Raw genomic sequence first — 15,717 nt, forward strand, 5'->3', positions numbered from 1 at the left:
GTTTTTCCTCAATGGGTCTCTCCCTCCTTTTTGACGCATTCTATTATATAGACGTAAAGAATGATAAGTCACCCTACACATTTTGTAAAAAAAGAATAATATATTTTTTGCAGAAGAGCTAGATGAAAAAAGTGTGAAAAAATGGTAAGCAGAAGTATATAATGAGCAAGTAGGAAATGTTACACGGAGAAAGGATGTGAATGTTAGTAGGAGGAAGGTCCATACTAACAAACATGAAAATTAAAATATTAATAGCAGACGATAACTCTTTTATTAGAGAAGGCATGAAAATTATTTTAAATACATATGAAGAGTTCGAAGTGGTAGATACAGTAAATGATGGAGAAGAAGCTGTAGCATATTGTAAAAAGCATGAAGTTGATATTGCTCTTTTGGATGTTCGTATGCCAAATATGAACGGGGTAGAGGCGACGAAGTTTATTTGTGAAGAGACGAAAACAAAACCGCTTATTTTAACGACGTTTGATGATGATGAATATATTTTGGATGCAGTAAAAAACGGAGCGAAAGGGTATTTATTAAAAAATAACGATCCGGAGCGTATTCGTGATGCAATAAAAGGGGTATATAATGGCCAAACTGTTATGCAAGATGTAGTTCTCGATAAAATTAAGTCCAATTTAATGGAAAGTAAAGAGGAAGAATGTAAAATAGATAAAAGTCTTTTTACTGAAAGAGAGCTTAGTATCATCGCATTAATTGCAAAAGGTTTCTCAAATAAAGAAATTTCGAAACAGCTTTTTATATCTGAAGGAACAATCGCAAATTATATTACATCAGTTTTAGGGAAAACGGGACTTGAACATCGCACACAAATTGCGATTTACTACTTAACAGGGAAAGTAGATTAATGATATGGAATTTTGGTTAACTGTAAGTAAATTAATTGTCTTTATATATATTGTGTTCAGTTACATACATTCAAATGTTACGAACTTACCATGGGTTATATTTGCTTTGCTTTTATATCTTTCTGTAAACGTGCTAATCTCTATATTAAAAAAAGATACGTACAAAAAAATATTGATTTGTATTTCAATTAGTGTAGTTATGTTATTAACATGGAGTGTTCATCCGTTTTTTATTTTGTTTTTATCTTTGAATTTATACGAAATTACATTCCATTACATAGACAAGAATTGGTCACGCTTTGTTATTATGATGCTTCCAATTACAATTACAGATGAAAGCATTCGAATGACTTATGGATTAATTGTTGCATTTTCTTTTCTCGTTTTAACTATGGCAGATCGATATATATCACGTGTAGTAAAGCTTGAATCTCAAAATGATAAGATGCGAAAAGATATGCAACGACTTACGAAAAGCTTACATGAAAATAAAGAGTACATAAGGCAATCAGAATACACATTTAAGCTAGAAGAGAGAAATCGATTATCACAAGAAATTCATGATAAAATTGGTCACTCGATGACAGGCGCATTAATTCAAATGGAAGCAGCAAAGAGATTAATGGGGATAGATAAAGAAAAATCTGCGGAGTTATTACAAAATGCAATTCACATTTCAAAAGATGGAATTGAAAGCATTCGCATTACATTAAAAAATATGAAGCCACCAACTGAGCAAATTGGCATTCACCGTATGAAATTATTCATAGAGGAGTTTGCTAGTAAGCATGATGTAAACATTCCTTTCGTATATAAGGGAAACTTAGATATGATTTCTCCCATTCAGTGGAAAATTATCGGTGAAAACGTTACAGAGGCGTTAACAAATGCGATGAAATATGCTGATGCGACAGTCATTTCAATCGATATTCATGTACTGAATAAGATGGTTAAGGTGCAAGTGAAGGATAACGGAAAAGGCGCAGCTCTTGTTAAGAAAGGTCTCGGTATTATGGGGATGGAGGAGCGAACAGCGTCTGTAAACGGAAAAATTATTGTAGATGGAACAAGTGGTTTTTCAGTGACGATGTTGTTGCCGATATAAGAGAATGGGACGAAGATGAACCATCTCATATGAAAAAAGTGAATAATCTCATGTGAAAAGAATGAACTTCTGCACTGAGCAGGTTCATTCTTTTTGTTTATACTAATAGCAGAGAAACCGAAATAGGGGTGAAAATGATGAATACATTAGAAATTAAAAATTTAACGAAAAAATTTGGTGATTTTATCGCAGTTGATAATATGTCTTTATCTATTAAAGAAGGAGAAATATTTGGCTTTTTAGGATCAAATGGTGCTGGTAAGAGTACAACGATAAATATGATTGCTGGCTTGTTAAGAAGTAATGAAGGCGAAATTAGCATACTAGGAAAAAATATAAAGAAACATAATCGATTTGCGAAAATGAATATCGGTATCGTTCCGCAAGATATTGCAATTTATGAAGAGTTAACGGCCTATGAAAATGTGAAATTTTTTGCTGGATTGTATGGGTTAAGAGGGGCTGAACTAAAAGCAAGAGTAGAGGAAGCACTTCAATTTGTGGGGCTTAGCGATAAACATAAGAGTTACCCGAAAAACTTTTCTGGTGGGATGAAGCGAAGACTGAATATAGCTTGTGCAATTGCTCATAGACCGAGGTTAATTATTATGGATGAACCGACAGTTGGAATTGATCCGCAGTCAAGAAACTATATCCTTCAGTCTGTTCGGAAATTAAATGAAATGGGAAGCACGATTATTTACACGAGCCACTACATGGAAGAAGTGGAAGAGATTTGTACAAAAATCGCAATTGTCGACCACGGTAAAGTGATTGCAGAAGGTACGAAAGAACAGTTAAAAGCGATTATTACAGATACGAAAGATATTTGGATTGAAGTGAAGTCTGTAGAAAATTTAGATGTAGAAAAGTTAAAAGATATAAACGGTGTGAAAGCTGTTCAAATTGAAGAGAACGTAATCAAGGTAAACTCGGATGCAGGATTAAATAATTTAAATAAAATTATTCAGCACTTCATTAATCACGATATTGAAATTCGTTCGTTAGAAGAGCAGGCACCGAATTTAGAAACTGTATTTCTTACGTTGACTGGAAGAAACTTACGAGATAAATAAAAAGTAAATGAAGAAAAGGTAAAGGGAGGTTCATCAATTGAACATCTTCAATATAGCAGTTATGCATATTAAAAGAGATTTCAGAGACGTAAGAACTTTAGTTTTTATGTTAGCATTTCCAATTGTGCTTATGCTTGTGTTAGGAACAGCGTTAAGTAACGCATTTAATAGTGATAGTCATTCGATTAAAGATATACAAGTACTATACAAAGATGAAGCAAGTAGCACGTTGTCTCAATCATTTGCAGCATTTACGAAAGAAGTGGATAAATCAGGTATTCATTTTAAAAAAGCTTCCGGCAGTATAGATGGGAAAGAAGAAGTGAAGCAAAATAAATATGCTGCATATGTAGAATTAAATAAAGACGGTGCAAAATTTTACGGTAGCGACAGAAGTAGTGTAGAGGGTAGTATTGTAGAAGGAATGCTTACAACATTTGTTGATAAGTATAATGTAGCGACAGAAGTTGCAAAAGTAGATCCTAGTAAGGTTAGCGCAGTTATTTCAAGCGGAAATCATAATGACTATATAAAAGAAACATCTTTACAAGCGGCGAAAAAACCAGGTTCTATGGATTACTATGCGGTTGTAATGACGACAATGATTGCACTGTATGCTGCGATGGGAGCAAGTTCTTTAATTCGAGGAGAACGAATACGTAAAACAGGAGATCGTCTCATTGCTGCGCCTATAAGTAAAGCTGAAATATTCATTGGAAAAGTACTCGGTAGTCTTGTAGCAAATGCCCTGTGCATATTACTCGTCATGTTATTTAGTAAATTTGTCTTTCAAGCGAACTGGGGCGACCATCTTGGAATCATATTTATTATATTATTAACACAAGTCTTTCTAGCAATTAGCTTCGGTTTAGGAATCGGATATATTACGAAAACAGGTGAAGCGTCTAGAGCAATTATTATGGTAGTAGTGCAATTAGCTTCTATTTTTGGTGGTGCATATTTCGTAGTAGAAGAAAATTTCGTTACAAATTTATCACCATTAACGTGGGCAAATACAGCTGTTATGAAAATTATTTATGCGAATGATGTAGGGGCAGCACTACCAGTCATTTCTTTAAACCTTGGAGTATCAGCACTCTTTTTATTAATTGCGATTATTGCATTACGTAGACGGGAGGGGCTATAGTATGAAAGATATTTTATGGCTCATACAAAAAACGCTATCTGTACTTTTGAAAAATAAAAAAAGTTTACTCATTATAATTAGCTTGCCGATAATAGGGACGCTCATTTCCTTTTCGATATACGGAAATGTAGGGCAAGGAACATTAAATATCGGGATTGTAAATAAAGAAAGTCAGCCAATCGCAAATGATACTGTGAAATTTTTAGAAGGATTAAATCATGTTAATGTAAGCAAAATTAAAGAGTCTGAAGTAGAAGATAAACTCACTTCCAAAAAAATTGATGGTGTGATTACATTAGATTCTGGTTTTTCTGCAAGTGTTCGAGAGGGGAAACCTGATCATATTGAGATTTCATCGATTAAAGGCGATCAAGTAACAGTATTTATAAAATCATATTTATATAACTATGTCGATAATGTAGCTGCGATTAGTAAAGTGGCAGGAGCGGATCAAAGTACGTTTAATAGTATGTACGCGGGTTATCAAAAAAGTTCATTTAAAGTAAAGTCTGAGACACTTGAAGATACTTCAAAAAATAAAGATATGACAAATCAAACGATGGGTTATCTTATTATGTTTATGCTATTTTCAGCAGTGAACTTATCAGGATTTATTTTAAAAGAAAAAGAGAATAGAACGTATTTTAGATTATTATCAACGCCGATTGATGGAAAGAAATTTATATTATCTAATGTCGCAGTGAATATGATGATATTAACAGTACAAATTGTCATTGCAGTATTCTTTATGACGAATGTTTTTCACACAAATATTAATATGCCTTTCATAGTAATGATTGGTGTGCTTATGATATTTGCTTTAATTGCAATTGGTTTATCATTAGTCATTGTGTCCTTTTCAAAAAATTCAGCTGCTTCAAATGCAATGCAAAATATAGTAATAGTACCAACATGCTTACTTGCTGGATGTTATTTCCCATATGACATTATGCCAAGTGCAGTACAAAAAGTAGCTAATTTTCTTCCGCAGCGCTGGTTGTTAGATACGATATCAAAATTACAACAAGGAATTCCATTCTCTGAGTTGTATTTAAACATTTTAATTTTATGCGCTTTCGCGATGGCATTTTTCTTAATTGCGATTTATAAGTTTGGAAGAAATAATGATGCGAGGAATTTTGTTTAATGTGAAAAGGGTGTGGCTTAATGCCATACCTTTTTTGTTTGTAATTTAGAGTATCTTTTGTAATATAGGAATGCTTTTGTAGAGCACTTCGTTATGTGAAGCATGCACAACATATTTATTTCCATCTAGAAGAAAAACGCTATGTAAAACAGCGTTACTGTCACCATGTTTTGTAAGTAAATCACCGACAACTTTGCCGTCTGTCCATTTCAGTTTGGAATGTGAAGGGACGACTTGTAAATATTGAATTGTTTCCTCTCCATCTCCGGCAATGAGTGTAGTTTCAATATTTCTTTTTTGTATAATAAATCTATTTTCATTTAATGTATCGAGGAAAGGGTTTTTCGTTTGCATATTACTATAAGGAAGAAATGTAATAGAAGAGTCAGACCTTATAAATAAATAATTTCCGTAATCTTTACAAGGAATAACATCTTGTAATCCGGGAAAGTAAAGATGTATCGCCTCAACCTTATTCATTTTATGTAAGATGCTTAAGTAACGAATATATTGTTCCATATAAAAATGAACGATATTTATTTTAGAAGAGGCATGGATAGGGAGACTACCGCCAGTCCAATAACTATAATTTGGTGGAGATCCAGCGTTTGGTGTGCAGAGTATTATAAGTTGATTCACATCATTTTTATATGTTTCACTTTGAACGTAAGAACGTCCAAGAAGGCCGCCCATACTATGACAAATTAGATTTAGTTTATCGCAACCTGTAATTTTTTTAGCATAGGCAATCGTTTGTAATAAATATTTTTGTGTAGAAAAAGCAATGCGCTGCCGCCAGTCATAAAAACAGATGAACAAGTCTTTATTTCGTTCGTACCCCATACTTTCTAACATCATGATGAATGGCTCGTAAACAAGTGCAGAAAGTCCAAAACTCCAATTACCAGTGCCGGAAATAATAATATTGCTCATTGAGCCGAAAAGACCTGGGATAAAAACAATAGGAGTTTTTCCTCTTCTCATATTTCTCTCTCCTTTAATCGTTTAGCATCAATAAAAATCAGAAATACATTTCGTATGAAAACATATTTAAATGAAACACTACGGAGTAGAAAGTAATTTGAACGGAAGGAAATCAAAATGATTAAAAAAATATTGCGAGTTACTTCTATTATTATTGCTATTTTCATTTTTATTTTAATTTGGATGCATATCGATGTTACCTTAGGTAGGAAAATGGAAGCTGGGAAAAACATGCCGACAGAGTATGCGCCTCATTATAGTGATTTTCAATTATATGTAGAAGGAAAATCATTATATGAGCAGCTATTTGAAGATATTAAAAAAGCGAAAAGCTCCATCTACACTTATTTTTTCATTTTGTCGGATGATAAAAGTAGCCATACTTTTTTAAACTTATTAAAAGAGAAGGCAAAAGAAGGAGTAAGCGTCTATTTATCAGTTGATCGCATTAATGATTTATCTTTTGAAAGAAAGATGATAAATGAATTGCGGGAAAGTGGTGTACATTTTACATATAGTAGAAAACCTGCATTGCCATTCGGATTTTATTCACTTCAACACCGGAATCATCGCCGTATTACGATGATTGATGGGGAAATTGGCTATACAGGCGGATTTAATATAGGAGATGAGTACTTAGGGAAAGATAAGCGATTTGGATATTGGCGTGATTATCATGTCCGGCTTAAAGGAGAAGGAGCAAAAGATTTAGAACAGCAATTCGCTTTAGATTGGAAACGAGATACGAAAGAAGAGATAAAGAGAAGTACGAATAAAGCTAGTAAAGGGAATACTTTACATACTATGACTAGTTACAATGGGCATTACGTCGCTGAAACATATATACAGTTAATAAAGCAAGCGAAGCATTCAATCGTCATTACAACGCCTTATTTTATAGCGAAAAATAAAGAATTAATGAATGCTTTAATTGAAGCGCAAAAACGTGGTGTTACAGTAAAAATACTTTGGTCATATAAACCAGATATCCCCCTTATTAAAGAGGCGGCATATCCGTATATACGTCAAGCTGTTAATAACGGGATTACTGTATACGGTTATAAAAAAGGGATGTTTCATGGGAAATTAATGCTCATTGATAATGAATTAACTGTTATCGGTACAACAAACTTTACTGCCCGTAGCTTCTATATAAATGATGAGATGAATTTGTATATTCATGGCGGGACTATCGTAACGGACGTGAATAAGGTGTTAACAGAGGATTTTCGTGATTCAAAAGAAATGACGAAAGAGTTTTTTGAGAAGTTATCTTTTTGGGAGCGTTGTAAGGAGAAAGTGGCGGGATTGGTTGACTTCTATTTGTAACGATGAATTAGGAAAGGGTGCCTACAAAAGGCACCCTTTTTGGTGGGAAATCATTATTTTTCATGCACCAACATCGTAACATCATCATTGATCAACGTCCCCACATGTTCGCCTAAACATATTTTCTTCATGACCCCAGGCTCATCAAAGTTAAAGACATGTGCTGGTAAATTATAGTCCCGGGCAAGCAGTAATGCCGCTTGATCCATAACTTGTATATTCTGTCTAACAACATCATTATAGTTTAGTTTGCTGTACATTTTCGCTGATTTATTATGCTTTGGATCACTTGTAAAGACGCCATCGACACCTTGTTTTGCGACCAATATGGCATCACTATTCATTTCAATGGCTCTTTGTACACTTGGATAATCTGTCGTCACGAACGGTTGCCCGTTTCCGCCTCCAAAGATAACGATATAACCGTTATCTAAATGGTGGACTGCACGCAAGCGAATGTATGGTTCAGCTACTGCATTAAATGGAATGGACGTCATAACGCGTACTTCTCTATTTGTTTTACTTGTTAAAACACCGCGAAGCATTAAGCTGTTAATGATTGTACCTAGTGTACCGATATTATCAGCTTCTACGCGATCAATTCCCCACTCTTCAGCTAGATGCCCCCTAAAAATGTTACCGCCACCGATGACGATGGATACTTCGATACCTAAATCAACAATGGATAAAATTTCGTTTGCGATATGTTCTAATCGTTTGGAGTTAAAGCTATTTCCAGTTTGATCGGCAAGTGCACCGCCGCTTAATTTAATTAAGACACGTTTATATGGTCTCATAACAATTTCCCCCTATATAGATCGCAATAAAAAAGGAACAAAGGCGAATGCCTTTGTTCCTTTTTAAGAAAATGAAAAAGAAAAGAAGAAGATAGGACGAATTGATTTGTATAGTTTTTCATAACATCCACTCCTTTTCATTTTGATTTGTTGTAAGTATATATCTTTTTTGATTATACGAAACAATCTGATTACTTATCAAGTTTATTTTATCGTTTTTTAACAAAATGGTGTCAATGAAAAAAAGAAGAAAAATATTTGAATTTTTTGTGACGAACTTGTAGGTTTTTGTATGATTTTGTAGGTTCGCTTATAAGATGTGTGAGTAGCTTTTATAAATACAAATTGAAAGCGTTCGCATGAAGGGGATGAACATAAATGAAAAAATTCGGATTGGCAACACAAATTTTTGTCGCGCTTGTTTTAGGGATTGTAGTAGGGGCAGTCTTTTATGGCAATAAAACGGCGATTTCTTATATCACACCAATTGGGGATATATTTATTCACTTAATTAAGATGATTGTAGTACCGATTGTTATTTCAGCATTAATTGTTGCGGTAGCTGGTGTAGGAGATATGAAAAAGCTTGGGAAACTGGGTGGTAAGACAATTCTTTATTTCGAAATTATTACGACGATTGCTATTTTAATGGGATTACTTGCAGCGAATATATTCCAACCAGGTACTGGCGTTGATATGAGTAATTTACAGCAAAGTGATATTTCTTCTTATAAACAAACAGCAGATGCAACCGAGAAGAAAGGTTTTGCTGAGACAATTGTTCACATTGTACCGAAAAACGTATTTGAATCGATTGCACAAGGTGACCTATTACCGATTATATTCTTCTCAGTATTATTCGGCTTAGGAGTTGCGGCAATTGGGGAAAAAGGAAAGCCTGTCTTTAACTTCTTTGAAGGCGTACTCGAAGCGATGTTTTGGGTTACAAATCAAGTGATGAAATTTGCACCATTTGGTGTATTCGCATTAATTGCCGTTACGGTTGCAAAATTTGGTGTAGCGACATTACTTCCGCTAGGAAAACTAGTGCTAGCTGTATACGTAACTGTTATACTATTCGTTGTGATTGTATTAGGTATTAATGCACGAATGGTTGGCGTAAACATTTTTACATTAATGAAAATTTTAAAAGAAGAACTGATTCTTTCGTTTACGACAGCAAGTTCAGAAGCTGTTTTACCTAATATAATGAGAAAAATGGAAGAGTTCGGTTGTCCAAAGGCAGTTGCCTCTTTCGTAATTCCGACAGGTTATACATTTAACTTGACTGGATCGGCTATTTATCAAGCGTTAGCGGCATTATTTGTTGCACAAATGTACGGTGTGCACATGTCACTAACGGAGCAAATAACGTTATTATTCGTTCTCATGTTAACATCCAAAGGTATGGCGGGAGTTCCAGGTGCATCGTTCGTTGTTGTATTAGCAACGTTAGGTTCAATGGGGTTACCACTAGAAGGTATCGCGTTAATTGCGGGAATTGACCGCATTTTAGATATGATTCGCTCATCTGTCAATGTATTAGGAAATGCATTAGCGGCCATTGTTATGTCGAAGTGGGAAGGCGAATTCGATAATGAGAAAGCAAAACAATATGTAGAAACAGTCAAAGAAACAAAAGCAGCATAAGAAATCGTTAAGGAGTGAATAATCATGGCAACATTAACTGAAGTTAAAAATGGTGTTCGAATTGAAAAAGATTTTTTAGGTGAAAAAGAAGTACCAAACTATGCATACTACGGCGTACAAACAATGCGTGCAGTTGAAAACTTCCCAATTACAGGATATAAAATCCATGAAGGGTTAATTAGAGCGTTCGCAATTGTAAAAAAAGCAGCAGCGCTTGCTAATACAGATGTAGGAAGATTGGAATTGAACAAGGGTGGCACGATCGCAGAAGCTGCTCAAGAAATTCTTGATGGAAAATGGCATGATCATTTCATCGTGGATCCAATTCAAGGCGGAGCAGGTACTTCAATGAACATGAATGCAAATGAAGTCATTGCCAATCGTGCTCTTGAATTATTAGGGATGGAAAAGGGAGACTATCACTATATTAGTCCAAATAGTCATGTAAACATGGCGCAATCAACAAATGATGCATTCCCAACGGCGATTCATATCGCAACGTTAAATGCATTAGAAGGCTTATTACAAACGATGGGTTATATGCATGATGTATTTGAATTAAAAGCAGAACAATTTGACCATGTTATTAAAATGGGTCGTACACATTTACAAGATGCTGTGCCGATTCGTCTTGGACAAGAGTTTAAAGCGTATTCCCGTGTACTTGAACGTGATATGAAACGAATTCAACAATCGCGTCAACATTTATATGAAGTAAATATGGGGGCAACTGCAGTTGGTACAGGCTTAAATGCAGATCCAGAATATATTGAAGCAGTTGTAAAACATTTAGCTGCAATCAGTGAATTACCGCTTGTTGGTGCAGAAGATTTAGTGGATGCGACACAAAATACGGATGCTTATACTGAAGTATCTGCAGCACTTAAAGTATGTATGATGAATATGTCTAAAATTGCGAATGACCTTCGCTTAATGGCATCAGGTCCACGTGTTGGTTTAGCTGAAATTATGTTACCAGCTCGTCAACCAGGTTCTTCTATTATGCCAGGGAAAGTAAACCCTGTTATGCCAGAAGTTATTAACCAAATTGCGTTCCAAGTAATTGGTAATGACCATACAATTTGCCTTGCTTCAGAAGCAGGACAATTAGAATTAAACGTTATGGAACCAGTACTTGTTTTCAACTTACTGCAATCAATTAGCATTATGAATAACGGTTTCCGTGCCTTTACAGATAATTGCTTAAAAGGAATTGAAGCGAATGAAGATCGCTTAAAAGAGTATGTTGAGAAGAGTGTAGGAATTATTACAGCCGTGAACCCTCATATCGGTTATGAAGCAGCAGCTCGCGTTGCGAAAGAAGCAATTGCAACAGGTCAATCCGTTCGAGAACTTTGTGTAAAAAATGGTGTATTGTCACAAGAAGACTTAGAGTTAATTCTAGATCCATTCGAAATGACACATCCAGGGATTGCAGGAGCAACTCTTTTAAAGAAAAATTAAAAGAAGAGGGGGGACAAGCCCCTCTTTTTTGTTTACAATATAGAAATGCTATATATGAATAGAGGTAGGGATGTTATGAGCAAGTTTACAGTAGCTTCTAATGGTGCATTAGAAACAACATTAAGAGGAGCAGAAGTATTATCAACACCACTTTTAAATAAAGGGGTAGCTTTCACACAAAATGAAAGAGAAGAGTTAGGTTTAAAAGGGTTATTACCGCCTGCGGTTTTAACGTTAGAAGAACAGGCACGCCGGGCATACGAACAATTTAGTTCTCAGCCGGATGATTTATTAAAGAATGTATACTTAACTGCGTTACATGATCGAAATGAAGTATTATTTTATCGTATATTAACAGATCATTTACGTGAAATGTTACCGATTGTATATACACCAACTGTCGGTGTAGCAATTCAAAGGTATAGCCATGAATACCGTAAACCACGTGGTATTTATTTATCAATTAACGATCCATCAGGTATTGAAGAAGCGTTTGCCAATATCGGTGCAACAGCTGAGAACATTGATTTAGTCGTTGTAACAGATGGAGAAGGCATATTAGGAATTGGTGACTGGGGCGTTGGTGGTATTAACATCGCAATCGGAAAGCTAGCTGTTTATACGGCGGCAGTTGGAATCGATCCTAGTCGTGTATTACCAGTAATTTTAGATGTAGGTACAAACCGTGAGGAACTATTAAACAATCCATTTTATATTGGAAATCGTCACCCTCGTATAACAGGTGAAGTTTACGATGAATTTATTGATACGTTTGTACAAGCGGTAAATAAACAATTCCCGAAAGCACTTTTACATTGGGAAGACTTTAGCTCTCGTAACGCACGAAAAATTTTAGATAAATACCGTCATGACGTTTGTACGTTTAATGATGATATTCAAGGTACAGGTGCAGTTTCGCTTGCGGCTGTGTTATCGGCAGTGAAAGCTTCTGGTGTACCATTAAGTGAACACCGCGTTGTAGTATTTGGTGCTGGTACGGCTGGAATCGGTATCGCAGATCAAGTTAGAGATGCGATGGTCCGTGTAGGCGTATCTGAAGAAGAATCATATAAGCGTTTCTGGTGTATTGATCGTAACGGGTTAGTTACAGATAATATGGAAGATCTTCTTGATTTCCAAATTCCGTACGCAAGAAAAGAAGCGGAAGTAAGTGAGTGGAAGCAAAATGATGTGATCGGACTTGCTGAAGTTGTGAAACATGTAAAACCGACAATTTTAATTGGTACATCTACTGTTGCGGGCGCATTTAAAGAGGGAATTATTAAAGAAATGGCTTCTCACGTAGAAAGACCAATTATTTTACCAATGTCGAATCCAACACCGCTTGCTGAAGCAAAACCAGCAGATTTAATCGAGTGGACAGAAGGAAGAGCGTTAGTTGCAACAGGAAGTCCATTTGAACCAGTTACATATAACGGTGTAACGTATGTGATTGGACAATCAAATAATGCACTTATTTTCCCAGGGCTTGGTCTTGGAACAATTGTAGTACGTGCAAGTGTCATGACGGATGGAATGTTCGCAGCAGCAGCTGAAGCAGTTGCAAGTATGGTAGATACAAGTCAGCCAGGAGCACCTATTTTACCAGAGGTTGAAGAATTACGTAATATCTCAGAAATGGTTGCAATTGAAGTAGCGAAAGTTGCAGTTGCAGAAGGTGTTGCAAGAGTGAACTTAAGTGATAACGATATTAAGATGGCAGTGAAAGAAGCAATGTGGAAGCCAGAGTATCGCCAAATAAAAGCGGTAGAAAAGGTTAGAATATAGAAAAAAAGCCCGTTTATAACAATAAGCGGGCTTTCGCTTTTACTACTGAAAAAAGTATAGGAAGTGGCACCTTTGAATTGGAATCAATTATGGAAGAAAGATATGTCCCTTTTAATTATATTAATGGTCGTTGTTCCGATTGCTGGGGAGCTGAACTTTCATCCCTTTAATGATACGTTTCGAGTTAGCTTCGGTACACCGCTATTCTTCTTTTTATTATTATTTTTAAGAAGAGTACCAGCAGGAGTTGCAGGTATTCTTGTTGGTATATCTGTAGTCTTATTCCGAGTATGTCTTGACTGGATCATGCAAGGTTCGTTTCATATGACAGAATCATTTTATTTGCGCTATCCTGTGTTCTTCTATTATTTTATTTATGGCAGTCTTTTTTCGCTTTGCAGGGTAAATAAGTTCCATCAGAAACCAATCATTATTGGATGCCTTGGAATTTCAATTGAAATTGTTGCAAGTATGTCAGAACTTGCGTTTTATCACATGTTAGTACTCGGTACAACAATAACGATTTCTGAAGTAAATAAACTTATTATTATTGCTATTTTTCGTAGTTTCTTTGCACTTGGTTTTTTAAATATGATGAATTTATATGAAACGAAATTAAAAGAATCGCAAGTTCGAAAAGAAAATGAAAACATGTTAATGCATCTTTCTAATTTATATGTGGAATCTGTTCATTTGAAAAAGACGTTACAAAATGCAGAATTGATCACACAAGAAGCATATCAGCTATATCGAAATTTACAAGCGAACGATGATTCTAATAGTAAAACAGCATTAAGAATAGCAGGAGAAGTGCACGAAATAAAAAAGGATAATCAAAGAATTTTTGCGGGATTATCTAAACTGTTATTAGATAAAAATGTAGCTGAGTATGTAGAAGGACATGAGCTTACAGAAATGATTGTAAGAATAAATGAAAAGTACGCTGGAATGCTGGAGAAAGATATACGTTTTTCTAAACATATAGAAGGTGAACACGCTGCATATCACGTGTATACAGTGCTATCAATCTTTAATAACTTAGTTGCCAATGCAGTGGAAGCAATTGAAGATAGAGGTCTCATTCATATTAATTTATATAAACGAGAGCAACATGTAATATTTGAAGTAATTGACGATGGGCCTGGTATTGCGCAAAAGTATAAGAAATTAGTATTTAAGCCAGGATTTACTTCCAAGTATGATCAAACAGGAACACCGTCAACAGGCATTGGACTTTCTTACATACATGAAATGGTAACAGAGCTAGGCGGAGAAGTAAGATTAGAAGACAATGAAACCGGAAAAGGGTGTAAGTTTATCGTTTGTTTACCGGAGTGCAGTTTAAAGCGGGAAGGGGAATAGATTTGTTTTATTATATCGTAGACGATGATGAAGTTTTCCGTTCGATGCTGTCGCAAATTATTGAAGATGGAGATCTTGGAGAAGTAATTGGTGAGGCGGATGACGGAGCTTTTATTGAAGCGGATCAACTAAATTTTAAAAAAGTAGATATTTTATTTATTGATTTGTTAATGCCGATGAGGGATGGAATTGAAACAGTTCGTCACATTGCGTCAACTTTCACGGGGAAAATCATTATGATTTCTCAAGTGGAATCGAAGCAACTTATAGGTGAGGCATATACACTTGGCGTAGAATATTATATTACAAAACCATTAAATAAAATCGAAGTTGTATCTGTTGTACGCAAAGTGATGGAGCGTATTAGATTGGAGCGTTCTATACATGATATTCAAAAATCATTGAATAACGTGTTTCAGTGGGAAAAACCGCAATTGCGTACTGAACCAGTGCAAGAAGGAAAAAAGATAGGGGATTTAGGACGCTTTTTACTATCAGAACTCGGTATTGCGGGAGAGAATGGAAGTAAAGATTTACTTAGTATGCTGGAATATTTATATGGTCAAGAAAAGGCACAGACATTTGAGTTTGGCTTTCCTGCGTTAAAAGAAATTTTTCATCATATTACGATAAAGAAATTAGGGGATGTAGCTTTAGATGCAGATATTGATAAAGAGAAAAAAGCGTCTGAACAAAGAGTACGTCGAGCTATTTATCAGTCGTTAAATCATTTGGCTTCTTTAGGATTAACAGACTTTTCAAATCCAAAATTTGAAAGCTATGCTCCAAAATTTTTCGATTTCACTGTAGTTAGAAAACGGATGACAGAAATGACGAAAGATGAACTCGCATCTTCTGGTCATACGCGAATTAATACGAAGAAGTTTATTCAAGTGTTGTATTTTGAGGCGAAGAGGTTGATGGAGATAGAGTGAAGAAGATGCTTATAAATAAGCATCTTTTTTTGTTAAATCAACATTTTATATTTTCTCGTGG

At 35.2% G+C, this 15,717-nt stretch carries 13 protein-coding genes; 11 read left to right on the forward strand and 2 right to left on the reverse strand.

Features of this window, described 5'->3' with window-relative positions; translation table 11 throughout:
• Positions 1-233 precede the first annotated feature (233 nt).
• The 5 genes from JFU02_RS28465 to JFU02_RS28485 all read left to right on the forward strand — a co-directional run bounded on the left by JFU02_RS28465 (position 234) and on the right by JFU02_RS28485 (position 5,347).
• A complete protein-coding gene (locus JFU02_RS28465; protein WP_000694093.1) occupies positions 234-872 on the forward strand; it encodes a response regulator transcription factor in 639 nt (212 codons plus the stop codon).
• A gap of 4 nt (positions 873-876) precedes the next feature.
• A complete protein-coding gene (locus JFU02_RS28470; protein ID WP_000397661.1) occupies positions 877-1,977 on the forward strand; it encodes a sensor histidine kinase in 1,101 nt (366 codons plus the stop codon).
• Positions 1,978-2,114: 137 nt separating this feature from the next.
• Complete coding sequence (locus tag JFU02_RS28475) at positions 2,115-3,053, forward strand: ABC transporter ATP-binding protein (protein WP_001093815.1); 939 nt, start codon at positions 2,115-2,117, stop codon at positions 3,051-3,053.
• A gap of 37 nt (positions 3,054-3,090) precedes the next feature.
• Positions 3,091-4,200 carry an ABC transporter permease gene (locus JFU02_RS28480; protein ID WP_001020176.1) on the forward strand — a complete coding sequence of 370 codons (1,110 nt, stop codon included), beginning with the start codon at positions 3,091-3,093 and terminating at the stop codon, positions 4,198-4,200.
• Position 4,201: 1 nt separating this feature from the next.
• Positions 4,202-5,347, forward strand: a complete 1,146-nt coding sequence (locus JFU02_RS28485; protein WP_000651891.1) for an ABC transporter permease — start codon at positions 4,202-4,204, stop codon at positions 5,345-5,347.
• Between the two features lie 45 nt (positions 5,348-5,392).
• On the opposite strand, the gene JFU02_RS28490 is transcribed toward JFU02_RS28485, so the two are convergent.
• The gene (locus tag JFU02_RS28490) at positions 5,393-6,331 is read right to left on the reverse strand and encodes an esterase/lipase family protein (RefSeq protein WP_001252492.1); all 939 of its coding nucleotides are present in this window, start codon (positions 6,329-6,331) and stop codon (positions 5,393-5,395) included.
• 117 nt (positions 6,332-6,448) lie between these two features.
• On the opposite strand from JFU02_RS28490, the gene cls reads away from it, so the two are divergent.
• Positions 6,449-7,660, forward strand: coding sequence for a cardiolipin synthase (cls, locus tag JFU02_RS28495; protein WP_201071944.1), 1,212 nt, complete (start codon positions 6,449-6,451; stop codon positions 7,658-7,660).
• 53 nt (positions 7,661-7,713) lie between these two features.
• Here cls and pyrH read toward each other — a convergent pair whose 3' ends face one another.
• A complete protein-coding gene (gene pyrH / locus JFU02_RS28500; protein WP_001248059.1) occupies positions 7,714-8,457 on the reverse strand; it encodes a UMP kinase in 744 nt (247 codons plus the stop codon).
• Positions 8,458-8,835: 378 nt separating this feature from the next.
• Here pyrH and JFU02_RS28505 point away from each other — a divergent pair, with 378 nt between their 5' ends.
• The 5 genes from JFU02_RS28505 (at position 8,836) to JFU02_RS28525 (ending at position 15,656) form a co-directional block, all read left to right on the forward strand.
• Positions 8,836-10,107: a cation:dicarboxylate symporter family transporter gene (locus tag JFU02_RS28505; protein ID WP_000713293.1), complete on the forward strand. Its 1,272-nt coding sequence runs from the start codon at positions 8,836-8,838 to the stop codon at positions 10,105-10,107.
• A gap of 24 nt (positions 10,108-10,131) precedes the next feature.
• Positions 10,132-11,571, forward strand: coding sequence for an aspartate ammonia-lyase (gene aspA, locus JFU02_RS28510; RefSeq protein ID WP_000224197.1), 1,440 nt, complete (start codon positions 10,132-10,134; stop codon positions 11,569-11,571).
• Between the two features lie 75 nt (positions 11,572-11,646).
• On the forward strand, positions 11,647-13,359 hold the full coding sequence (gene malS / locus JFU02_RS28515; protein WP_042973244.1) for an oxaloacetate-decarboxylating malate dehydrogenase: 1,713 nt from the start codon (positions 11,647-11,649) through the stop codon (positions 13,357-13,359).
• A gap of 63 nt (positions 13,360-13,422) precedes the next feature.
• Positions 13,423-14,721, forward strand: a complete 1,299-nt coding sequence (locus tag JFU02_RS28520; protein ID WP_003306724.1) for a sensor histidine kinase — start codon at positions 13,423-13,425, stop codon at positions 14,719-14,721.
• 2 nt (positions 14,722-14,723) lie between these two features.
• The gene (locus JFU02_RS28525; protein WP_000500300.1) at positions 14,724-15,656 is read left to right on the forward strand and encodes a response regulator; all 933 of its coding nucleotides are present in this window, start codon (positions 14,724-14,726) and stop codon (positions 15,654-15,656) included.
• Positions 15,657-15,717 lie beyond the last annotated feature (61 nt).

This window comes from Bacillus sp. TH13 (assembly GCF_016651175.1).
Lineage (GTDB): Bacteria > Bacillota > Bacilli > Bacillales > Bacillaceae_G > Bacillus_A > Bacillus_A thuringiensis_S.